Consider the following 20,439-nt stretch of genomic DNA (forward strand, 5'->3'; position numbering starts at 1 on the left):
CGTGACCACCGAGCCGAGCACCCCGAACCCCGGTGAGTCGCCGGTCGACCTCGACCGCATCGAAGCAGCGGTGAAGGAGATCCTCGCCGCCGTCGGTGAGGACCCCCAGCGCGACGGACTCCTGGACACCCCGGGTCGGGTCGCCCGCATGTACGCCGAAGTGTTCCGCGGCCTCCACGAGGACCCGAAGGAGCACCTGGCGCGACAGTTCGATGTTGAGCACAACGAGATGGTCATCATCCGCGACATCGCGTTCTATTCGATGTGCGAACACCACCTGCTGCCGTTCCACGGCACCGCGAACGTTGGGTACATCCCCGGCCCCAGCGGGAAGGTGGTGGGCCTGTCGAAGCTCGCCCGCGTGGTCGAGGGCTACGCGGCGCGCCCGCAGGTGCAGGAGCGCCTTACGAGCCAGATCGCGGACGCCATCATGTCGGAGATCAGCGCCCTCGGGGCGATCGTGGTGATGGAGGCCGAGCACATGTGCATGTCGATGCGCGGCGTCCGCTCGCCCCGTTCGGCCACCGTCACCAGCGCCGTGCGCGGCCAGCTGAAGAAAGAGGCCACCCGCGCAGAGGCGATGTCGCTGATCACCAGCCAGGTCAGCCGCTGATGCCGGGCTTCCTCGATGCCGCATCGGCGCCCGCCTGGACGTCCCCGCAGGGACTGCCGGAGGCGATGATGCACGCCGGGCGCACCCTCACCATGGGCGTGCTCAACGTGACGCCGGATTCGTTCTCCGACGGCGGAGCCCACAACGAGCGCGGTGACGCGGTCGCCCACGCTGAGAAGCTCATCGCCGACGGCGCCGACATCATCGACATCGGCGGCGAATCCACCCGCCCCGGCGGTGAGCGCGTCACCGAGGACGAAGAGCTGCGCCGCGTGATCCCCGTGGTCCGCGATCTCGCTGAGCGCGGCATCGTGATCAGCGTGGACACCATGCGCGCATCCGTCGCTCAGGAGTCCGTGAAGGCCGGCGCCCTCATCGTCAACGACGTCTCCGCCGGTCTCGCCGATGAGCAGATGGCACCGGTGGTGGCCGCAGCGCGCACCTCTCTCAGCGCCCCGCCGGTGTTCATCGGCATGCACTGGCGCGGCCACAGCGACGTCATGAACGCCATGACCGACTACGAGGACGTCGCTCGCGATGTCGCCCGCGAACTCTCCGAGCAGATCGACCGCGTCCGCGACGCCGGTGTGGAGGAGGGCTCCCTCGTCCTCGACCCCGGATTCGGGTTCTCGAAGAAGGGGCGGCAGAACTGGGACCTGCTGCGCGAGCTCGCCGTTCTGGAGCAGCTGGGCCTGCCGCTGCTGGTCGGGGTGTCCCGCAAGCGCTTCGTCACCGCCCTCGGCGGCGACCGCGACGCCGCCACCGCGGCGATCTCCACCCTGTGCGCCGCCCGCGGCACCTGGGCGGTGCGTGTGCACGATGTCGCAGCCACCGCCGCCGGCATCCGCGTGGTCAGCGCCCTGCAGGGCCGCGTGGGGGAGGCCGACGGGTTCAATGCGCACCTGGCCGACGGCGAGTACCCGTCGGCCCACCGTGCCGCCGAGATCGCCGGAGGCGCCGATGCCTGAGCTGAACAGTGAACAGATCCTCTCCCACGGGGTGCCGGCCTGGCGGCCGGAGGCCCTGGACGTCATCGGCATGGACGGCTTCACCGTTCACGGCCCGCACGGCGTCCTGGAGCAGGAGAAGATCGACGGCCACGACTTCCGCGTCGACTGCCGACTGTCGGTGGACACCCGCTCCGCCGGTCGTGATGACGCGCTGGACCGCACCGTGTCCTACGCGGACGTCGCCGCGATCATCCAGGACGTCATCGACTCCCCGAGCGTGGACCTCATCGAAGCACTGGCGGCGCGCATCGCCGAGCGGATCCATGCAGAGCACCCGATGGTGCGCTCCTGCCAGGTCCGCATCAACAAGCCCACCGCACCGATCGACATGCGCTTCGACACCGTGTTCGTGCAGATCCAGCGGGACGCCCCACCGGTGCGGGCGATCCTCGCCGTCGGCTCCAACATGGGGGACCGCGCGGCCTACCTGCAGCTGGCGCTGCAGGAGCTGGAACGGGCCCACGGCATCGACCTGGTGGCCGCGTCCGCCACAATCGAGACGGACCCCGTCGGCGGGGTGGAGCAGGACAGCTTCCTCAACGCCGCCATCGCCGTGGACACCACCCTCAGCCCATGGCAGCTGCTCGACCTCGCCCAGCACATCGAACAGGTCGCGCAGCGCCGGCGCATCGTCCGCTGGGGACCGCGCACCCTGGACGTCGACGTCATCACCTGGGGTGAGCTCCAGCTGAACGACCCGGCGCTGACCCTCCCGCACCCCCGCGCCCACGAGCGAGCATTCGTGCTGCATCCCCTCGCTGACCTCGAGGAGCGCCTCGGCACACCCATCACCCTGCCGGGCCGCAGCCGCGGAGTGCCGGATCTGCTCGCCGATGCCCAGGACCGGGACGGCATCCGTCCCGGGATCGAGGTGGTCGGGTACCCGTCGGCCCCCGCCGGTGGGCCCGCGCACAGCGCCCCAGCGCCGACCGAGGACGGCTGAGCGCGTGCGAGCCACCCCGGTCACCACGGCGATCTGGTTGCTGCTGATCGCTGCCGCTCTCGGGCTCGGCCTCGGCCACCTGCTGGGCTCCGCCGGGCAGCCGCTGCCGCTGCCGGGCTGGATGTCCGGTCTCACCATGCTCGCCCTCGCCGGTGTCCTCCTCACCTTCGCGCTGCGGGTGCGGCGCTACATGGTGGAATGCGAGGAGCGCCGACGCGAGCACACCGCAGCGCCGCGCCGCCACGAACTCGACATGGTGACCGCGTTCCGCACTCTGCTGTTCGCCCGCGCCGCCATCATCACCGGGTCCCTCGTCGCCGGATTCTTCGGAGGAGAACTGGTGTTCCTGCTGATCAACGGAACGGGCACCCTCACCGGGGCGCTGCTGCCCACTGGGTTCGCCGCTCTCAGCGCCGCCGTCCTCGCGATCGTCGGATTCATCGCTGAACGGTGGGGCAAGCTGCCGCCGGAGGAGGGCGACGCCGAGACAGAGGGGCCCTCACCCACCGTCTCGGACGCCCCACCGGCCTGAGCGACGCACGTCGGCACTCTCTTCGACCATCGGAGGAGGGGAGCCGCCGTCAGCGGTGACATGATGGCCGCATGACCCGCTCCGCGATCCCCCTCCCGGGCGAGGACCACACCCTCACGCCCGTGTCCCCGAAGCTCCTCGCCGCCCGCCGCGTCTCCGGCCTCATCTGGTGGCTGATCGTCCTCGCTCTCGCCGCAGGCTGGAACGTCCTGTGCGCCTGGCTCGAGTGGCCCTGGTGGACCCACCTGTTCGCGCTTCCGCTCTACCTGCTGGTGGCGCAGTCCGTTCTGCTGCTCGGTCGACGCACCCGCGCCATCGCCTACGCGGTCCGCGAGCACGACGTTCTGCTGCGCACCGGCATCATGTTCCGCAGCATCGAGGCGGTGCCGTTCGGACGCGTGCAGGACATCGAGATCGACGAGGGACCCATCGAGCGCCGCTACGGCCTGTCCACCATCACGGTGAAGACCGCCGGAAGCGACATCACCATCCCCGGTCTGGAGAAGGCGCAGTCCGAGCATCTGCGCGCGGTGATCCTGCGCGAAGCCGCCGAGCAGATGGCGGCGCTGTGATGGCCGAGGAGACCGCCCCGGACACTCCGGAGCAGCTCGCCGAGCAGCGCCAGGACCCGCCGGACACCGAGTTCCAGCGCCTGCACCCGCTCACCCCGCTGCTGACGGGCTGGCAGGTGGTGGCCGGCGCCATCGCGATCCTCACCGCACAGAACATCAGCGAGCTGATCGACGAGTTCACCCTCACCCGCCTGCTGATCGCCCTCGGCATCCTCGCGGGCGTCGTTCTGCTGTTCGTCGCCGGGTCGTTCATCAGGTGGCGCCTCACCGCCTACGCTGTGGTGCCCGACGGGGTCTTCCTGCGGTCCCGGTTCATCACCACCACGCGCCGCACCGCGCCCCGCGGACGCATCGACTCCGTCTCCATCCACCGGCCGCTGGTTCCGCGCCTGCTGGGTCTGGCGAAGGTGCGGGTGGAGCTCGTCGGCGGCGGCGATTCCCACCTGGACCTCACCTACCTCTCCTCCGCCCGCGCGGAGGAGGTGCGCCGACGGATCCTGCAGATCGCGGCTTCGTCCTCCGACGACGCCGATGCCGAGTCGGTGCCGGAGCTGCCGGGCACCGATCCCGAGGAACAGGAGCAGGCCAGCACCGCGGACCGGATCCGCGGCACCCTGCTCGACGGCGTCACCACCGGCACCCTGCTCGCCCAGATGCCCACCCAGCGGCTCCTGCACGCACTGATGCGCGACCCGTTCATGTGGTTCGTGCCGATTCTCACCGTGCTGGTCGCCATCGGCCCCATCACGGCGATGGTCCTCGACGGATTCAGCATGCGCGCGCTGATCCCGGTTCTCACCGCGGTCATCGCCGGACCGAAGCTGATCCTCGACCGCATCGAAAAGGGCTGGGGCTTCACCTCCCGCTCCACCGACGCCGGCCTGCGCGCCCGGCGCGGCCTGTTCACCACCCGCTCCGACAACCTCTCCGCTGACCGGATCCAGACCGCCACCCTGCGCCAGCCCCTCCTGTGGCGGGACCCCGCCTGGGTGCAGATGGATGTGGCCACCGCCGGAGCGGAGGACGGCGACGAGAACGGCGCGATCCTTCCCGTCGGCACCGGCGATGAACTGGTGCGCAGCATCGACCACATGCTGGCACCCGTCGGCCTCCCCATTCCCCCTGAAGCATGGGGCGCAGGCGGCCCCGGCCCGGAGGATGTCGCTGCGGATGCTGCTGCCGAGACCTCCGCCGAGGACGACGTCGCCATGCTCACCCGCATGCTGCGCGTCCCAGCCGCCGAGCTGCCCGGCATCCGCCCCGACCATTGGCTGTTCCCGCTCGGACGCCGGTTCACCAGCGTCATGCTGACGCCCCATGCTGTGCTGGTGCGCAGCGGAACCCTCGTCAAGCGGATCCGCATCATCCCCCGGGACCGGATCCAGACGGTCGAAGCCCTCGAGGGCCCCATCGACCGCCGCATCGGGCTCCTGCCGCTCAGGGTCACCACTGCCGACGACTCCGAGGTGCTCACCCTGCCGACCGCTGACGCCCTGCGGCTCCTGCCCGTCCTGCACAACGATGCGGCGACGAGGCGTCGTCTCGCTCACCGCGAGCAGTGGGCGCGTCCCCGCCGGTCCGGTGCGCGCGCTACCGTGGAGGCGTGAGCACACCAGGACACCGCATGGGCGTCGGCATCATCAGCGCCGGTCGGGTCGGCGCCGTCGTCGGCTCCGCGCTGCGCGCCGCCGGTCACGCCATCACCGGGGTCGCCGCCGTCAGCGACGCCTCCCGGCAGCGCGCCGACGACCTGCTGCCCGGCATCCCCATCCTCGATGCGCCCACCATCCTGGAACGAAGCGAACTGGTGGTCCTCGCGGTGCCCGACGACGCCCTCGCCGACCTCGCCGAAGGACTCGCGACCGCCGGGGTCGTTCCCGGCGGTCAGATCATCGCCCACACTTCCGGCCGCTACGGCATCGAGGTGCTGAAGCCCCTGCAGGAGAAGGGCGCGATCACGCTGGCCCTTCACCCCGCGATGACGTTCACCGGGATGTCCCTCGACCTCAAGCGCCTCATCGGCTGCCCCTGGGCCGTCACCGCCGCCCCCATGTTCCTGCCGATCGCCAAAGCGCTCGTCGTCGAGATGGAGGGCGAACCCGTGGAGATCGGTGAAGCGGACCGCGGTGCCTACCACATGGCCCTCGCCCACGGCTCCAACCACCTCGTCGTCCTGGTCAACCAGGTGCTGTCCATCCTGGACGAGCTCGGGGTGGAGGACCCCGCCCGTCTCGTCTCCCCGCTGCTGCACGCCGCACTCGATGAGACCCTCCGCACCGGCCCCGCCGCCCTCACCGGGCCCGTCATGCGCGGAGACGCCGGCACCGTCGGCGAGCACCTCGACGCCATCCGAGAGATGCGCCGCCCGGAGGTGGACCGCACTTACCGGGCCCTCGCCGCCGGCGCGCTCGCCCTCACCGACCTGGACGAGCCGAAGAAGCGCACCATCGCCCGGCTGCTCGCCGACACCGACCCCGCCACGGGAACAGACACCACGGAGGACCCCGAGTGACCCGCCTGATCACCACCATCGCCGAGATGCGCGACATCCGCGCCTCCCTCACCGGCCGGGTGGGCCTCGTGCCCACCATGGGCTCCCTGCACGACGGGCACCTCACCCTGATGCGCCGCGCCCGCGAGCAGTCCGACGTCCTCATCGTCTCCGACTTCGTCAATCCCCTGCAGTTCGGTCCGAACGAGGACTACGACCGCTACCCCCGCGACCTCGACGGCGACCTCGCGAAGGTCGACGGCCTCGCCGACTACCTCTTCGCCCCCAGCGCCGAGGAGATGTACCCCGCCGAGGAGCCGTTCCAGGTGGACGTGGGGCGCATCGGCACCGTCTTCGAAGGCGCCATGCGCCCGGGGCACTTCAACGGCGTCGCCACCGTGGTGCTGAAGCTGTTCATCATCATCCGGCCCGACATCGCCGTGTTCGGGCAGAAGGACGCGCAGCAGCTCGCCGTCATCCGCCGCCTCGTCCGGGACTTTAACGTTCCCGTCGACATCATCCCCGCCCCCATCTCCCGGGAGGGCTCCGGCCTCGCCCGCTCCTCCCGCAACGCCTACCTCGACGAGGACGGACGCTGGCACGCGCTGGCTCTGTCCGGCCTGCTGAAGGATCTGAGCGGCCGACGGATGCCGGCCCCCGAGCTGCTGCACGCTCTCGAACAGGCGCGCGCCACCAGCAGCACTGACGTCCAGTGGGACTACGCCGAAGCGGTCGACCCCGCCACCTTCGAGCCGATCGACTCGTCCTTCACCGGGGACGCGGTCGTGATCGTCGCGGCGCGGGTGCAGGGCGTGCGCCTGCTCGACAACGCTGAGATCACCGTCGGCACCTGACCACTCGGTGCGCGGCGGGTGAAGGTGCGCACACTCACCGTGCCGCGTCGCTCACCCCTGCATGGGTCCGCTCGGGGAAGCTGAGACAATGACCCCATGACGACTGACCAGAACGCCCCCCAGGCAGAAGCAGAGAGCACCAACGACCAGATCAGTGTGCGCCGCGCCAAGCGGCAGCGACTCCTGGACCGCGGGGAGGAGGCGTACCCCGTCTCCGTGCCGGTCAAGGACACCATCGAGGACGTGCGGGCGACGTACGCCGACCTCGAGGACGGCGAGGAGACCGACACGGTCGTCGCCGTCGCCGGCCGAGTCGTCTTCCAGCGCAACACCGGCAAGCTGTGCTTCGCCACCATCCAGGCCGGTTCCGGCGAACGCCTGCAGGTGATGCTGTCCCTCGCGAAGGTGGGTCAGGAGCGCTTCGCCCAGTACAAGGCCGATGTGGACCTCGGCGACCACGTGTTCTTCGAAGGCCCGATCGGGAAGTCCCGTCGCGGCGAGCTGTCCGTGTTCGCCACCGAATGGACCATGGCCGCCAAGGCGATGCGGCCCCTGCCGGTGCTGTTCGCCGACCTCTCCGAGGAGTCGCGGGTGCGCCGCCGCTACGTGGACCTGATCGTCCGCGAGCAGGCTCGGGCCACCGCGAAGCTGCGCGCCGATGTCATGTGGTCGCTGCGCAACAACTTCCACAACCGCGGCTACATGGAGGTGGAGACCCCCATGCTGCAGGCCGTTCCATCGGGCGCCGCCGCCCGCCCATTCGTGACGCATATGAATGCCTACGACATGGAACTGTTCCTGCGGATCGCACCCGAACTGTTCCTCAAGCGCGCAGCCGTCGGCGGAATGGAGAAGGTCTTCGAGATCAACCGCAACTTCCGCAATGAGGGCGCCGATTCCACTCACGCCCCGGAATTCTCCATGCTCGAGGCCTACCAGGCCTATGCCGACTACAACACGATGGCGGACCTGACGCAGAATCTCGTGCAGCAGGCCGCTCTGGACGCTTTCGGCTCCACCACCGTCACCCTGGCCGATGGCACCGAATACGACTTCGGTGGTGAATGGAAGCGCATCGGCATGTACGAAACGGTCAGCGAAAGGCTGGGTCGGGACATCACCCCGTCCACGACTGTCGATGAGCTGCGCGCGATCGCCCGCGAGCTCGACCTGGATCTCGACCACCCGAAGTACGGCCACGGCAAACTGGTGGAGGAGCTGTTCGAGCACCTCGCCGAGGACGACCTGTATGAGCCGACCTTCGTGATGGACTTCCCGACGGAGACCTCGCCCCTGACTCGTGCGCACCGCTCGAAGGACGGCGTGGTGGAGAAGTGGGACCTGTATGTGCGCGGCTTCGAGCTCGCCACCGCCTACTCCGAGCTGATCGACCCGGTGGTGCAGCGTGAGCGCTTCGAGCAGCAGGCCCGCCTGGCGGCTCAGGGCGACGATGAGGCGATGCGCCTGGACGAGGACTTCCTCGAGGCGATGGAGTACGCGCTGCCGCCCACCGGCGGCATGGGCATGGGCATGGACCGACTGCTGATGGCGCTCACCGGCCTGGGTGTGCGTGAGACGATCCTGTTCCCGCTGGTGAAGTGACGATGGACATCTGGTTCGAGCTCGGGGCCCTGGTGCCGTCGATCGGTGTGGGCCTGCTGTTCTGGTTCGTGCTGCGGTCGATCGTCCGCGCGGACCGCGGTCAGCGCGCCGCGGAGCGGGAAGCGGAACGCGAATGGGAGCTCCATCACGGTTCACCCGATTCGTCGTCTCAGAGCCCGGCGCCTGAAGGGCGAGAATAGACCGCATCCGAATAGATCGCCATTCATTCAGCGAATTGTTCACCTCTATTCTTGATATTCACTAGGTGAGGGAATAGCCTGGGGGCGTTAGACGATCCCCTGCGCAAAGGAATGACGACTGTGGCACGTAAGACGATTGTGGAGCTCATCGATGACATCGACGGCTCCAAGGCAGTGGACACCATCAACTTCTCGCTTCAGGGCGTGAACTACGAAATCGATCTGTCCGAGGAGAACGTGGACAAGCTCCACCGCGAATTCGGACTGTGGATCGCGTCGGCGCGTCGCGTCGGCGGGCGTGCACGCCGGTCCTCCGGTGCACCGACCACCGCGAAGGAGACCGCGAAGATCCGCGAGTGGGCCCGCGAGAACGGCTACCGCGTGTCCGACCGCGGCCGCATCGCCGCTGAGATCCGCGAGGCCTACCACGCGGCCAACGGCAGCTGATCTGACGTCGGCGACGGCGGCGAGTGCCGTCGGCCCGCCGCATCACCAGCCGTCGATCGTCCATTCGTGCAGGACAGTGTCTCCCGCATCGATCGCGATCACGTCGGTGCCGGTCGCGAACGCGTTCGGCGGGCACGTCATCGGTTCCACCGCCACGGCGGTGCCGGAGGTGTACACCTGCACCCAGGGCAGGCGCGAGTGATCGAAGGCGATCGCCGCGCCGGTGCCGGCAGGGGAGTGGACAGCGACCCGGCCCCCGGTGAGGTCCGTGAACGCATGGTCGAGGGCAGCGTCGGCGAGCGCCAGGGCGCCGTCCGCCGCTTCGGCGCCGAGCAGCGCCGAAGCGGGCAGGAGCTCGGCGGGCAGCTTGCGGTCATCCACAGCGAGCACGCGGCGCGCCGGCAGGTCCAGGGACCAGCAGGCGGCATCATCCGTTCCGGCGACGAGGTACGGGTGGGGGCACACCCCGTAGGGGGCGGGTGCGCCGCCCCCGAGGGAGACGTCGATGTGGTGCGCCGTTACGCGGGTGGTCAGACCCTGCTCCTCGTGGAGGATGTGCTCGACGTCGATGCTGAGCGGGAACGGGTAGCCGGGGCTCGGCACCAGGTCCAGGTGAAGCGCTGCTCGATCCGCCGCTCGCTCCCGTACGGTGAAGGCGGTGAAGCAGGTCAGGCCGTGCAGGGCGGTGTGGGTGGATGCTTCGGTGACGGGCACGTGGTGGTCGGCGCCGTGCCACGTGTAGTCCCCGTCGGCCAGCCGGTTCGGCCAGGGCGCCACCAGCGCTCCGCGGTACTCCGCGTTGGGAGCATCCACCGGGGCTGGGAGGATGAGGTCGCGGCCGGCGAGGGTGAGCGACTGGACGGCGGCGCCGACGGCGGCGATGCGGGCGCGGTAGTCACCGGCGGCCAGGTCGATCAGCTCACCGGTGAACGGGGTGGAAGCAGTGCCGGTCATGAGGCGTCCTGGTCGCCCTGCGCGGGCGGGGCGATCAGCACCACGTCGAGACGGCGCGGTCCGTGCACGCCGTCCACGCGCTCCAGTTCGATGTCGCTGGTGGCGCTGGGGCCGGAGATCCAGGTCCACGCGGCCGACGGGTCATCCTCACGCATCCGCTGCACGCACGCCGGCACACCCACGACCGTGTCCTCGGGCCGGACCACGACGATGTGATGATCCGGGATGAGGGAGATGATGCGGCGGCCGCCGATGCCGTCGTCCTTCAGCGCAAGAGTGCCGGTCATGGCGATGGCGGTGTGGCAGCCGGTGATGACGGCGTCCACATCATCGAGGGAGCGGGCGTCCAACGAGCCGTGGTCCGCCACCAGCTGCGCCTGCGCGGACGGCAGCCACGCCTCCGGCAGGTCAGGGGCGTGCACGGCGACGGCGCCCTCATCGAGCAGCTCGGCGATGGTGTCGGCGACATCGGCCTCCTCCACCATCTGCACGCCCGCCCCGTACTCGGTGAGGGTCTTCGTCAGCGCGGCGAGGACCTTGTCGATGCCGGTGGTGGTCTCCGCCTTCGCGTCGGGGCCCTGGTAGTCGCGGGGGACGTCCTCGATCGCGGTGATCGGATTCGGTCGGGGCTGGTCCAGAGCGGTGCGCAGGCGCTGCAGGATCTCGGTCTTCGCGTCGCTCACTTCTGCTCCTTGTTCGAGGCGTCGGCGCTGCGCCGAGCCTTCTCCCTCTTCGTATACCAGGACCGGAACGACTCGCGGGGAACGGGCAGGTCGCGGAACTGCGTCCAGTCACCGATCATCGGCAGCGGCAGGTTTGAGAAGTTGCCGCGGGGCTTCGCGCGGCCGATGAGGGCGGAGGCGCGGACAACGGCGTCGTAGGTGCCGGGGCTGCTCATCAGCTTCGACGCCCCGGCCATCGCCGCATCCCACTGGTTGCGCTTGGCGCCGGCCTCGGCGCGCTCGTCGACATCGCGGGAGCGCAGGTGCACGAGGATCTCAGGAATGTTGATCTTCACGGGGCACACGTCGTAGCAGGCGCCGCAGAGCGAGGATGCGTACGGCAGGGTGGCGTTCGGATTGTCCTCGCCCTCCATCCCGGTCATCTGGGGTGAGAGGATCGCGCCGATGGGGCCGGGGTAGGTGGAGCCGTAGGCGTGTCCGCCGGCGCGTTCGTACACGGGGCAGGCGTTCAGGCAGGCGGAGCATCGGATGCAGTGCAGAGCGGACCGCCCGTGCGGGTCGGACAGGACCGCGGAGCGGCCGTTGTCCAGCAGTACGATGTGCAGATTCTCGGGCCCGTCGGCCGCCCGCGTGCCGGTGAACATCGTGGTGTACGGGTTCATCCGCTCACCGGTGGAGGACCGCGGCAGGAGCTGCAGGAACACTTCGAGGTCCTGGAAGGTGGGGATGAGCTTCTCTATGCCCATCACCGCGATCAGCGTGGACGGCAGGGTCAGGCACATGCGGCCGTTGCCCTCGGACTCGACAATGCTCAGGGTGCCGGTCTCGGCGACCGCGAAGTTCGCGCCGCAGATGGCTGTGTCCATGTCGAGGAACTGCTCGCGCAGGAAACGGCGCGCCGCCGCGGTCAGCTCCTGCGGGTCGTCGCCGAGATCAGCGGGCGCGCCCGGGAGATGGTCGCGGAACAGCTGCTGGATCTGCCGACGGTTGCGGTGGATCGCCGGCACGACGATGTGGCTGGGCGTGTCCCCGGCGAGCTGCACGATCAGTTCGGCGAGGTCCGTCTCCACGGCGGTGATGCCGGCATCGGCGAGGGCCTCGTTCAGGCGGATCTCCTGCGTGGCCATCGACTTCACCTTCAGCACCTTCTCACTGCCCGCGTCGCGGACGAGGGAGGTGACGATGCGGTTCGCCTCGTCGGCGTCGCGCGCCCAGTGGACCGTGCCGCCGGCGGCGGTGAACGCCTCCTCGAACTGCTCCAGCAGCTCCGGGAGGTGGTCGGTGACGTGCCATTTCAGGGCACTGCCGGCGCTGCGCAGCTGCTGGAAGTCCCGCAGTTCGCGCACTGCCTTGGCGCGCTTGGTGCGGATGCCTCCGGCGGCGTGCGCGAGGTTGGCGCGCAGCTGATCGTCCTGCAGTTCGCCCTTCGCGGCGTCGCGGAACCCGTCGGCCCCCATCAGCGCCGACGAGGCGGAGGCGTACGGTGGGCGCACCCGGGGCATTCCGAGGTTCACGGTGGTCATGAGGCCCTCCCCAGAAGAGTCGACGACGGCACGAACGGGTTCTCCTTCGTGCTGTTGAGGATCTGCGCCAGATGGATCGGCCGTGGCCGCTGCCCCTGCCGGGCGAGCTTGCCGCCGATGTTCATCAGGCAGGAGGCGTCACCGGCGACCACGAAGTCGGCGCCGGACTTCACCACGTTGTTCGCCTTGTCGGTGACCATCGCGTTGGACGTCTCCGCGTTCTTCACCGAGAAGGTGCCGCCGAAGCCGCAGCAGGTGTCGGACTCCGGCAGGTTCACCACGGTGATGCCCTCGACGGCGCGCAGCAGTCGCAGGGGGCGCGGACCGACCTTCAGGAAGCGCATCGAATGGCAGGTGGGGTGGTAGGTGACGGTGTGGGGGAAGTACGCGCCCACGTCGGTCACCTTCAGCACGTCCACGAGCAGTTCGGACAGTTCGTATGTCTTCGCGCTGACGCGGCCGGCGCGCTCCTCGAGGTCGGCATCACCGGCGCGGCGGGCCACCAGGGCGTGCTGGTCGCGGACGGCGCCGGCGCAGGAGCCCGACGGCATCACGATCGCGTCCACGTCCTCCAGCTGCGGTTCGAAAACGTCCACGAACTGCCGGACCACGGGCGCGGCCTCGCGGAAGTAGCCGGTGTTGGTGTGCATCTGTCCGCAGCAGGTCTGCCGCTTGTCGAACACGACCTCGTGGCCGAGCCGCTCCAGCAGCTCGACGGTGGAGCGGGCCACATCGGGGGCCATCACGTCCGCCAGGCAGGTGGCCATCAGTGCGATTCTCATCGATCCTCCTCGACGGGGGTGCGGACGCTGGGCGCCGCGGGGGTCGGCGTGGGGGTCACCGGTTGAGGCCGAGGACCTCGGCGGTGCGGTCCAGGTAGGCCGTCGCGGCCGACGGGTCCTGGCTCAGCGGCTTCCGCCAGCTCGGCACCATGGCGCGGACCTTCGGCTCCCAGGTGCTGGAGCGCTGCGGGAACACGGCTTCGAGCATGCGCAGCATGATCTCCACCGAGGTGGACGCGCCGGGGGAGGCGCCGAGCATGCCGCCCATGGAGCCGTCAGCGGTGGTGATCAGCTGGGTGCCGAACTGCAGCACGCCGAGCCGGTCCTTGTCGGGGGCGATCACCTGGACGCGCTGACCGGCGGTGATCAGCTCCCAGTCGTCCGCGTTGGCGCTCGGCATGAACTCCTGGAGGGAGGCGACGCGCTGTTTGAAGGTCTTGGTCAGCTCGCCCACCAGGTACGTCATCAGGTCGAGGTTCGGCGGGGCGACGGCCAGCATCTGGCCGATGTTCGAGGGCTTCACCGACCGCAGCAGGTCCGCGTTGGACCCGGTCTTGAGGAACTTCGGCGACCAGCCGGCGTAGGGGCCGAACATCAGCTCGCGGCGGCCGTTGATGTACCGGGTGTCCAGGTGCGGCACGCTCATCGGCGGGGCGCCGACGGCGGCCTTGCCGTACACCTTGGCGCTGTGGTCGGCGACGATGTCCGGGTTCGTGCAGCGCAGCCATTCACCGGAGATCGGGAAGCCGCCGAACCCGCGGATCTCATCGATCCCGGCGTCCTGCATCAGCGGCAGGGCATTGCCGCCGGCGCCGACGAACACGAACGGAGCACGCACCACAGAGACATCGCCGTCCGTGCCACGGGACATCACACCCCAGTCGCGGCCCATGCGGCGCAGAGAGGTGACGGTGCGGCCCGTGCGCACCTCGGTGCCCTGCTTCGACGCGGCATCGAAGAGGATGCGGGTGAGCTCGCCGAAGTTGACGTCGGTGCCGTCCAGCGAACGGGTCGCGGCGATCGATTCGGTCTCCGGGCGCCCCCGGGTGATCAGCGGCGCCCACTCGGACAGTTCCGCGTGACTGGTGGTGTACTCCATGTCGCGGAACAGGGGGTTCTGGGAGAGGGCCTCGTGGCGACGGCGCAGGTAGTCGGCGTTCTCCAGGCCGCGCACGAAGCTGATGTGCGGAACCGAGTGGATGAACGCGGACGGATCGGCGATGCTGCCGGTCTCCACCAGGTGCGACCAGAACTGCCGCGACAGCTGGAACTGCTCGTTGATGCTGATGGCCTTCTTCGGACTGACGGACCCGTCGACGTCCTGCGGGGTGTAGTTCAGCTCGCACAGAGCGGAGTGGCCGGTGCCGGCGTTGTTCCAGCCATCCGACGCCTCCTGGCCCACCTTCGGCAGCTTCTCCAGCACCACGATCCGCCAGTCGGGTTCCAGTTCGGTCAGCAGCGCCGCCAGGGTGGCGCTGGCGATTCCGCCGCCGATCAGCACCGCATCAGCTGTGCTCGCGTTCACTGTTCTCGACGACCGAGTCGGCATCAGACTTCCCTTCACAAGATCGCGTGTCCGCCCCCGATCCTATCGACCGATTGCGTCCGCCGCAGGCAGGTGAGCCGGTCCCGAACCGTTTCACCCTGTGGCGAACAGGAGCGCGTTCCCAGGGGCATCCCGCATAGGCTCGTACCATCTGACGACCAGACTGAGGAGAAGCATGTTCGAACGTTTCACCGACCGTGCCCGTCGCGTCATCGTCCTCGCCCAGGATGAGGCCCGGCTGCTCAACCACAACTACATCGGCACTGAGCACATCCTGCTCGGCCTGATCCACGAGGCCGAGGGCGTCGGTGCCAAGGCCCTGGAGGCGCTCGGCGTCACCCTGGAGGGCGTGCGTGAGCAGGTCCGCGAGATCATCACCGAGGGCTCGCAGGCACCGACCGGGCACATCCCCTTCACTCCGCGCGCTAAGAAGGTGCTGGAGCTGTCGCTGCGCGAAGCGCTGCAGCTCGGGCACGGCTACATCGGCACCGAGCACATCCTGCTCGGCCTGCTGCGCGAGGGCGACGGCGTCGCCGTCAAGGTCCTGACCCGCCTGGGTGCGGAGCCGTCGGCAGTGCGCCAGGAGGTCATCCAGCGCCTGTCCGGCTACCAGGGCAAGGAGACCGTCAACGCCGGCGGCGGCCAGCAGGAGGGCCAGCCCTCCGGTTCGCTCGTGCTCGATCAGTTCGGCCGCAACCTCACGCAGGCTGCGCGCGACAACCAGCTCGACCCGGTGATCGGCCGCGACAAGGAGGCCGAGCGCGTCATGCAGGTGCTCAGCCGCCGCACGAAGAACAACCCGGTCCTCATCGGCGAGCCGGGCGTCGGCAAGAGCGCCGTTGTGGAGGGCCTCGCCCAGGCCATCGTCCGCGGCGACGTGCCCGAGACGCTCAAGGACAAGCAGCTGTACACCCTCGACCTCGGGTCCCTCGTGGCCGGCTCCCGCTACCGCGGTGACTTCGAGGAGCGCCTGAAGAAGGTGCTGAAGGAGATCCGCACCCGCGGCGACATCATCCTGTTCATCGACGAGATCCACACCCTCGTCGGTGCCGGCGCCGCCGAAGGCGCGATCGACGCCGCCAACATCCTCAAGCCGATGCTGGCGCGCGGCGAACTGCAGACCATCGGCGCCACCACCATCGAGGAGTACCGCAAGCACATCGAGAAGGACGCCGCGCTGGAGCGCCGCTTCCAGCCGATCCAGGTGGACGAGCCGTCGATCGCCCACACCGTGGAGATCCTCAAGGGTCTGCGCGACCGCTACGAGGCGCACCACAAGGTGACCATCACCGATGACGCCCTCGTCTCCGCGGCGAACCTTGCCGCCCGGTACATCAACGACCGCTTCCTGCCGGACAAGGCGATCGACCTGATTGATGAGGCCGGCGCGCGCCTGCGCATCCGCCGCCTCACCGTGCCGCCGGAGCTGAAGGCCTACGAATCGAAGATCGAGGAGTCCCGCAAGGCGAAGGAAGCGGCGATCGACTCCCAGGACTTCGAGAAGGCCGCCAGCCTCCGCGATGAGGAGCAGCGCCTCACCGAGGAGCGCAAGGAGAAGGAGAAGGCCTGGCGCGAAGGCGAGAACGACACCGTCTCCGTGGTGACCGAGGACGTCATCGCAGAGGTGCTCGCCGCCTCCACCGGCATCCCAATCATGAAGCTGAACGAGGAGGAGTCCACGCGCCTGCTGCGCATGGAGGACGAACTGCACAAGCGCGTCATCGGCCAGAACGAGGCCGTGCGGGCCCTGTCGCAGTCGATCCGCCGCACCCGCGCCGGCCTCAAGGACCCTAAGCGCCCCGGTGGTTCGTTCATCTTCGCCGGCCCCACGGGTGTCGGCAAGACCGAGCTGGCGAAGGCTCTGGCCGAGTTCCTGTTCGGTGATGAGGAAGCGCTCATCCAGCTCGACATGTCCGAGTTCGGGGAGAAGCACACCTCCTCGCGTCTGTTCGGCTCCCCGCCGGGATACGTCGGCTACGACGAGGGCGGTCAGCTCACCGAGAAGGTGCGCCGCAAGCCGTTCAGCGTGGTCCTGTTCGACGAGGTGGAGAAGGCCCACGCCGACATCTTCAACTCGCTGCTGCAGATCCTCGAGGACGGCCGTCTGACCGACTCGCAGGGCCGCATGGTGGACTTCAAGAACACCGTCATCATCATGACCACCAACCTGGGCACGAAGGACATCGCCAAGGGCGTCTCCATCGGCTTCCAGGCCGGCGGTGACCTCTCCACCGACTACGAGCGGATGAAGGGCAAGGTGCACGAGGAGCTCAAGCAGCACTTCCGCCCCGAGTTCCTCAACCGCGTGGACGACATCGTGGTGTTCCCGCAGCTCGGCCTCGAGGAGATCAAGCAGATCGTGGACCTCATGATCCACAGGCTCGACGACCGCCTCGAAGAGCGCGACATGACGGTGGAGCTCACCGAGCCCGCCAAGCAGCTGCTCGCCGAGAAGGGGTACGACCCGGTCCTCGGTGCCCGGCCGCTGCGCCGCACCATCCAGCGCGACATCGAGGACACCCTCTCCGAGCACATCCTGTTCGGTCGTGTCCACGCCGGCGACGAGATCCTCATCGATGCGCGCGGTGAGGGACCGCTCGGCGAATTCGTGTTCTCCCGCCGGGGCAAGGACGGCACGGTGACCGAACTGGACACCGAGGTGACCGTCGAGAGCCTCAGCGAGAACAGCTGACCTGACAGCGCAGGCGCCCCGTCCGGTTCCGCCGGGCGGGGCGCTGTCGATCCGTGACCGGAGAGCACCGCCCATGACCGCCTGGATGCATCAGCTGGAGGTGTGGATCGCCGGCGTCGCCGACGCCTGGTGGATCCACCTGGTGATGTTCGCGTGCGCGTTCGTGGACGCGTTCTTCCCCACGGTGCCCAGCGAATCCGTGCTCGTCACCCTCGCCTCCCTGTGGTCCTCGGGCGGCACGCCCACTCTGTGGCTGCTCGTCCCGGCAGCCTGGGTCGGCGCGTTCCTCGGAGACAACCTCACGTTCCTCATCGGCCGACGGGTGCCGCTGCACCGCCTGCGGTTCCTTCAGCGCCCGAAGATGCAGGCCGGAATGGAGGCTGCTGAAGCGGGGCTGGAGAGCCACGGGTTCCTGTGGATCATGACCGCCCGCTACATCCCGTTCGGCCGCACAGCCGTCAACCTCTCCGCCGGCGCACTCGGCTACGAGCACCGCAGGTTCCTCAGCCGGTCCCTCGTGGCAACGTTCTGCTGGGCGACCTACGGCGCCGCGGTCGGGGCGATCGCAGGGCAGTGGTTCACCAGCCACCGGCTGATCGGGGTGATCGTCTCGCTGGCGGTGGCGGTGGTGCTGTCGCTGATCATCGAACGGCTCGCGGCGGCGGTCCGAGCGCGATCGCTGCGTCACCGGCGGAGCCCGTCGGCACCCGGTGGACGAGACGATCAGTGAGCAGTGACTGCAGGATGCGCGCAAAGCGGGCGTCATCCGTCGCAGCGGCTCGTTGCAGATCCGCTTCCGAAGCGGCCGCACCCGTCGCCTGGCGCAGGTGCTTCATAACGCGGCCGCGCAGCTGACGGTCCGTGCCGGCGAACTTCTGCACGGGGGAGCGGCGCACCTCGGGAACCCGTCGGCCCTCGACGTTCCAGGTGCAGTGCGCAGCGAGCGGGCAGTCGTCGCAGCGTGGGGACCGGGCGGTGCAGATCAGCGCGCCGAGCTCCATGATGCCTTCGTTCCAGATGACACTGTCGCCCGCGCTCGCCGGCAGCAGCGAATCCGCGAGGGAGCGCTCCGCCGCAGTCGACGACGGCCGCTGGTCGAACTCACCGGAGATGACGCGCCCGATCACGCGCCGGATGTTCGTGTCGAGCACGCGGATCCGCTGACCGAATGCGAAGGACGCGACTGCAGCGGCGGTGTACTCTCCGATGCCGGGCAGGGCGCGCAGGAGCTCCGGGTCGCCGGGGACACGGCCGTTGTGCCGATCTGTGATCGCCTGCGCGCACTCCTGCAGGCGCAGCGCTCGGCGCGGGTAGCCGAGCGAGCCCCATGCCCGCAGAACATCCGCCGGATCGGCGGTGGCGAGGTCGGCGGGGGTGGGCCAGGTCTCCATCCACTCCACCCATGCAGGGGCGACGCGGCCCACCGGGGTCTGCTGGCTCATCACTTCGCTGACGAGCACGCCCCACGGGGAGACCGACGGGCGCCGCCATGGAAGATCGCGACGATGCTCATCGAACCAGTCGGCGATGAGGCGGAACAGGTCGCGTCGCGGCAACGATGCCACTGGTTCTCTCGTGCGGTGGGAGTCGGCGGGGGAGGAGGTCACGACGGCCACTGTACCGGCGCGGACAGCGACGAAGCGGGACCCTCCAGAAGAGGATCCCGCTTCGTGTGCGGTGGGGTCGGTCGCGGCTCAGGCTCGCGAACGCTGACCGAATCGACCGGATGCGATCACTCGTTGACGCGCGGGGTGCCGGTCTGCGGGTGGCGCTGGTCGCCGGCGAGCAGGTCGCGGATCTCGGTGAGCAGAGCGATGTCCTCAGCGACCGGGTCCTCCTCGACGGCCGGCAGGCCCTTGCGGACGCGGGCCATCTGGCGAGCCTTCGTCATCGGGGCGACGAACACGAAGTACACCACGGCGGCGGTGATGAGGAACGTGATCACCGCGGACAGCAGCATGCCGATGTTGATCTGAGTCGCCGGGTTGTCCTGAATGATGCGCGGACCGAAGCCGGCGATGCCGCCGGTGTTGAACACGGAGAGGATCGGGGTGATCACGTAGGTGACGAATGCGCCGACGAGAGCGGTGAAAGCAGAGCCGATGACGACGCCGACGGCGAGGTCGATGACGTTGCCCTGCATGATGAAGTCGCGGAAGCCCTTCATGAGTGTTCCTTTCGAGGAGGGGACGGAACGACCGCAGTGGGCCGATCTTCAGGAAGAGAACCTACCCGATCACCGCGATTGTTGCAGTACCTCTATCCGCGCACTGTGCCGCGGACGACACCGCATCTGCGGGGATGTCGACCAGTACTGCGGGAGTGCGCGGACTTATTGATCCGGCTGTGATCTCCGTTTCTTCCGGCAGCGCTGCACCCGCGGAGTGCACACGAGCCTCAATGGCGGGCGCTGTCGGTTCGGGGCCGCCCGGACACACGAGGGTGATCGCGGTGCCGGGTGTGAGGAGTGTCAGCAGGGCGTCATCGCGCAGCTGCACGGCGATCACCGCCCGGCCCTCAGCGGGTCTGTGCGACCCGTCCGTCCCGGGTGCTGAGCGTGCATCGGATCCCGATTCGTCCCCATGCCCTGTCCCGCCCGATGCCCCCGCCTCAGCGGCATGCGCTGTGCCGGGGCTGAGGCTGCGCGCCGCCGCCTGCACCCCCTGGGCGAGGATCGCCGTGACCAGGAGCAGGAGGAGGATGCGTCGATGTCGGCGCAGACTACGACGTGCAGCGGGCAGGCGATCGGTCACACGTGAGAACAGCATGCGCTGATGCTACGAAGGGGCCTCGATGCGCCACGAGGGGCCCGCAGGGACTGGGGATGACTGGAAGTGTGGGCAGCCCGTGGCCGCTCCGCCGCCCCGGTGCACTGGGGGGTGTCCCTATGTTTCGAGTCAAGCCGCGAGAGCGGTCGGCTCGGGGGTAGGGGCGGTTGTCGGTGGCTGGTAGTAGGTGCCGTCGCGGAGCATGGCGTAGATGACGTTGCAGCGGC

At 69.1% G+C, this 20,439-nt stretch carries 21 protein-coding genes; 13 read left to right on the forward strand and 8 right to left on the reverse strand.

All coding sequences use genetic code 11. The annotated features are described in order from the left end of the window. Position 1 precedes the first annotated feature (1 nt). The 11 genes from folE (at position 2) to MHY20_RS02050 (ending at position 9,264) form a co-directional block, all read left to right on the forward strand. Positions 2 to 613 (forward strand): GTP cyclohydrolase I FolE, encoded by a 612-nt coding sequence (folE, locus tag MHY20_RS02000; protein WP_239374238.1) that lies wholly within the window; start codon positions 2 to 4, stop codon positions 611 to 613. Then, entirely contained in the window at positions 613 to 1,581 is a 969-nt protein-coding gene (gene folP / locus MHY20_RS02005; protein WP_239374241.1) for a dihydropteroate synthase, read from the forward strand. Before folE ends, folP begins: the two co-directional genes overlap by 1 nt. Further along, the gene (gene folK, locus MHY20_RS02010) at positions 1,574 to 2,566 is read left to right on the forward strand and encodes a 2-amino-4-hydroxy-6-hydroxymethyldihydropteridine diphosphokinase (protein WP_239374244.1); all 993 of its coding nucleotides are present in this window, start codon (positions 1,574 to 1,576) and stop codon (positions 2,564 to 2,566) included. The genes folP and folK overlap by 8 nt, the downstream gene beginning before the upstream one ends. Positions 2,567 to 2,570: 4 nt before the next feature. Beyond that, positions 2,571 to 3,098: a DUF3180 domain-containing protein gene (locus tag MHY20_RS02015; protein ID WP_183374871.1), complete on the forward strand. Its 528-nt coding sequence runs from the start codon at positions 2,571 to 2,573 to the stop codon at positions 3,096 to 3,098. A gap of 71 nt (positions 3,099 to 3,169) precedes the next feature. Continuing rightward, positions 3,170 to 3,670 carry a PH domain-containing protein gene (locus MHY20_RS02020; protein WP_239374246.1) on the forward strand — a complete coding sequence of 167 codons (501 nt, stop codon included), beginning with the start codon at positions 3,170 to 3,172 and terminating at the stop codon, positions 3,668 to 3,670. After that, positions 3,670 to 5,277 (forward strand): PH domain-containing protein, encoded by a 1,608-nt coding sequence (locus tag MHY20_RS02025; RefSeq protein ID WP_239374248.1) that lies wholly within the window; start codon positions 3,670 to 3,672, stop codon positions 5,275 to 5,277. The genes MHY20_RS02020 and MHY20_RS02025 overlap by 1 nt, the downstream gene beginning before the upstream one ends. Beyond that, positions 5,274 to 6,182 carry a DUF2520 domain-containing protein gene (locus MHY20_RS02030; RefSeq protein WP_239374250.1) on the forward strand — a complete coding sequence of 303 codons (909 nt, stop codon included), beginning with the start codon at positions 5,274 to 5,276 and terminating at the stop codon, positions 6,180 to 6,182. The genes MHY20_RS02025 and MHY20_RS02030 overlap by 4 nt, the downstream gene beginning before the upstream one ends. Beyond that, on the forward strand, positions 6,179 to 7,015 hold the full coding sequence (gene panC, locus MHY20_RS02035; RefSeq protein ID WP_239374252.1) for a pantoate--beta-alanine ligase: 837 nt from the start codon (positions 6,179 to 6,181) through the stop codon (positions 7,013 to 7,015). Before MHY20_RS02030 ends, panC begins: the two co-directional genes overlap by 4 nt. Positions 7,016 to 7,111: 96 nt before the next feature. Beyond that, entirely contained in the window at positions 7,112 to 8,617 is a 1,506-nt protein-coding gene (gene lysS / locus MHY20_RS02040; protein WP_239374254.1) for a lysine--tRNA ligase, read from the forward strand. 2 nt (positions 8,618 to 8,619) lie between these two features. Further along, complete coding sequence (locus MHY20_RS02045) at positions 8,620 to 8,817, forward strand: hypothetical protein (RefSeq protein ID WP_239374256.1); 198 nt, start codon at positions 8,620 to 8,622, stop codon at positions 8,815 to 8,817. Positions 8,818 to 8,928: 111 nt separating this feature from the next. Beyond that, positions 8,929 to 9,264, forward strand: coding sequence for an Lsr2 family protein (locus MHY20_RS02050; RefSeq protein WP_275436397.1), 336 nt, complete (start codon positions 8,929 to 8,931; stop codon positions 9,262 to 9,264). Positions 9,265 to 9,306: 42 nt separating this feature from the next. Here MHY20_RS02050 and MHY20_RS02055 read toward each other — a convergent pair whose 3' ends face one another. Genes MHY20_RS02055 through MHY20_RS02075 form a run of 5 tightly spaced genes read right to left on the reverse strand, consistent with a single transcriptional unit; the run spans position 9,307 to position 14,755 of the window. Next, complete coding sequence (locus MHY20_RS02055; RefSeq protein WP_239374260.1) at positions 9,307 to 10,218, reverse strand: galactose mutarotase; 912 nt, start codon at positions 10,216 to 10,218, stop codon at positions 9,307 to 9,309. After that, positions 10,215 to 10,901, reverse strand: a complete 687-nt coding sequence (locus MHY20_RS02060) for an LUD domain-containing protein (protein ID WP_239374263.1) — start codon at positions 10,899 to 10,901, stop codon at positions 10,215 to 10,217. The genes MHY20_RS02055 and MHY20_RS02060 overlap by 4 nt, the downstream gene beginning before the upstream one ends. Continuing rightward, a complete protein-coding gene (locus tag MHY20_RS02065; protein WP_239374266.1) occupies positions 10,898 to 12,424 on the reverse strand; it encodes a LutB/LldF family L-lactate oxidation iron-sulfur protein in 1,527 nt (508 codons plus the stop codon). Before MHY20_RS02065 ends, MHY20_RS02060 begins: the two co-directional genes overlap by 4 nt. Then, positions 12,421 to 13,206: a (Fe-S)-binding protein gene (locus MHY20_RS02070; protein WP_239374269.1), complete on the reverse strand. Its 786-nt coding sequence runs from the start codon at positions 13,204 to 13,206 to the stop codon at positions 12,421 to 12,423. Before MHY20_RS02070 ends, MHY20_RS02065 begins: the two co-directional genes overlap by 4 nt. A gap of 55 nt (positions 13,207 to 13,261) precedes the next feature. Beyond that, positions 13,262 to 14,755 carry a malate:quinone oxidoreductase gene (locus tag MHY20_RS02075; RefSeq protein WP_239374271.1) on the reverse strand — a complete coding sequence of 498 codons (1,494 nt, stop codon included), beginning with the start codon at positions 14,753 to 14,755 and terminating at the stop codon, positions 13,262 to 13,264. 172 nt (positions 14,756 to 14,927) lie between these two features. Here MHY20_RS02075 and MHY20_RS02080 point away from each other — a divergent pair, with 172 nt between their 5' ends. Further along, positions 14,928 to 17,444 carry an ATP-dependent Clp protease ATP-binding subunit gene (locus MHY20_RS02080; RefSeq protein WP_183374857.1) on the forward strand — a complete coding sequence of 839 codons (2,517 nt, stop codon included), beginning with the start codon at positions 14,928 to 14,930 and terminating at the stop codon, positions 17,442 to 17,444. 73 nt (positions 17,445 to 17,517) lie between these two features. Further along, positions 17,518 to 18,174, forward strand: coding sequence for a DedA family protein (locus tag MHY20_RS02085; RefSeq protein ID WP_239374273.1), 657 nt, complete (start codon positions 17,518 to 17,520; stop codon positions 18,172 to 18,174). Here MHY20_RS02085 and MHY20_RS02090 read toward each other — a convergent pair. The 3 genes from MHY20_RS02090 to MHY20_RS02100 all read right to left on the reverse strand — a co-directional run bounded on the left by MHY20_RS02090 (position 18,086) and on the right by MHY20_RS02100 (position 20,212). Next, entirely contained in the window at positions 18,086 to 19,051 is a 966-nt protein-coding gene (locus MHY20_RS02090; RefSeq protein ID WP_285262188.1) for an A/G-specific adenine glycosylase, read from the reverse strand. The genes MHY20_RS02085 and MHY20_RS02090 overlap by 89 nt on opposite strands. A 125-nt stretch (positions 19,052 to 19,176) precedes the next feature. After that, on the reverse strand, positions 19,177 to 19,611 hold the full coding sequence (mscL, locus tag MHY20_RS02095) for a large conductance mechanosensitive channel protein MscL (protein ID WP_239374275.1): 435 nt from the start codon (positions 19,609 to 19,611) through the stop codon (positions 19,177 to 19,179). A gap of 61 nt (positions 19,612 to 19,672) precedes the next feature. Then, entirely contained in the window at positions 19,673 to 20,212 is a 540-nt protein-coding gene (locus MHY20_RS02100; RefSeq protein ID WP_239374277.1) for a hypothetical protein, read from the reverse strand. Positions 20,213 to 20,439 lie beyond the last annotated feature (227 nt).

The organism is Helcobacillus sp. ACRRO (assembly GCF_022347125.1).
In the GTDB taxonomy this organism is placed as follows: Bacteria; Actinomycetota; Actinomycetes; order Actinomycetales; family Dermabacteraceae; genus Helcobacillus; species Helcobacillus massiliensis.

Bases quoted from the DNA above. Each gene is read 5' to 3' on its own strand.
- folK (WP_239374244.1), top strand. From the start codon at position 1,574: ATGCCTGAGCTGAACAGTGAACAGATCCTCTCCCACGGGGTGCCGGCC.
- MHY20_RS02070 (WP_239374269.1), bottom strand. From the start codon at position 13,206: ATGAGAATCGCACTGATGGCCACCTGCCTGGCGGACGTGATGGCCCCC.
- MHY20_RS02025 (WP_239374248.1), top strand. From the start codon at position 3,670: ATGGCCGAGGAGACCGCCCCGGACACTCCGGAGCAGCTCGCCGAGCAG.
- MHY20_RS02080 (WP_183374857.1), top strand. From the start codon at position 14,928: ATGTTCGAACGTTTCACCGACCGTGCCCGTCGCGTCATCGTCCTCGCC.
- MHY20_RS02045 (WP_239374256.1), top strand. From the start codon at position 8,620: ATGGACATCTGGTTCGAGCTCGGGGCCCTGGTGCCGTCGATCGGTGTG.
- MHY20_RS02085 (WP_239374273.1), top strand. From the start codon at position 17,518: ATGACCGCCTGGATGCATCAGCTGGAGGTGTGGATCGCCGGCGTCGCC.
- MHY20_RS02020 (WP_239374246.1), top strand. From the start codon at position 3,170: ATGACCCGCTCCGCGATCCCCCTCCCGGGCGAGGACCACACCCTCACG.
- mscL (WP_239374275.1), bottom strand. From the start codon at position 19,611: ATGAAGGGCTTCCGCGACTTCATCATGCAGGGCAACGTCATCGACCTC.
- MHY20_RS02050 (WP_275436397.1), top strand. From the start codon at position 8,929: ATGACGACTGTGGCACGTAAGACGATTGTGGAGCTCATCGATGACATC.
- MHY20_RS02075 (WP_239374271.1), bottom strand. From the start codon at position 14,755: ATGCCGACTCGGTCGTCGAGAACAGTGAACGCGAGCACAGCTGATGCG.
- MHY20_RS02055 (WP_239374260.1), bottom strand. From the start codon at position 10,218: ATGACCGGCACTGCTTCCACCCCGTTCACCGGTGAGCTGATCGACCTG.
- folP (WP_239374241.1), top strand. From the start codon at position 613: ATGCCGGGCTTCCTCGATGCCGCATCGGCGCCCGCCTGGACGTCCCCG.
- MHY20_RS02100 (WP_239374277.1), bottom strand. From the start codon at position 20,212: ATGCTGTTCTCACGTGTGACCGATCGCCTGCCCGCTGCACGTCGTAGT.
- lysS (WP_239374254.1), top strand. From the start codon at position 7,112: ATGACGACTGACCAGAACGCCCCCCAGGCAGAAGCAGAGAGCACCAAC.
- MHY20_RS02065 (WP_239374266.1), bottom strand. From the start codon at position 12,424: ATGACCACCGTGAACCTCGGAATGCCCCGGGTGCGCCCACCGTACGCC.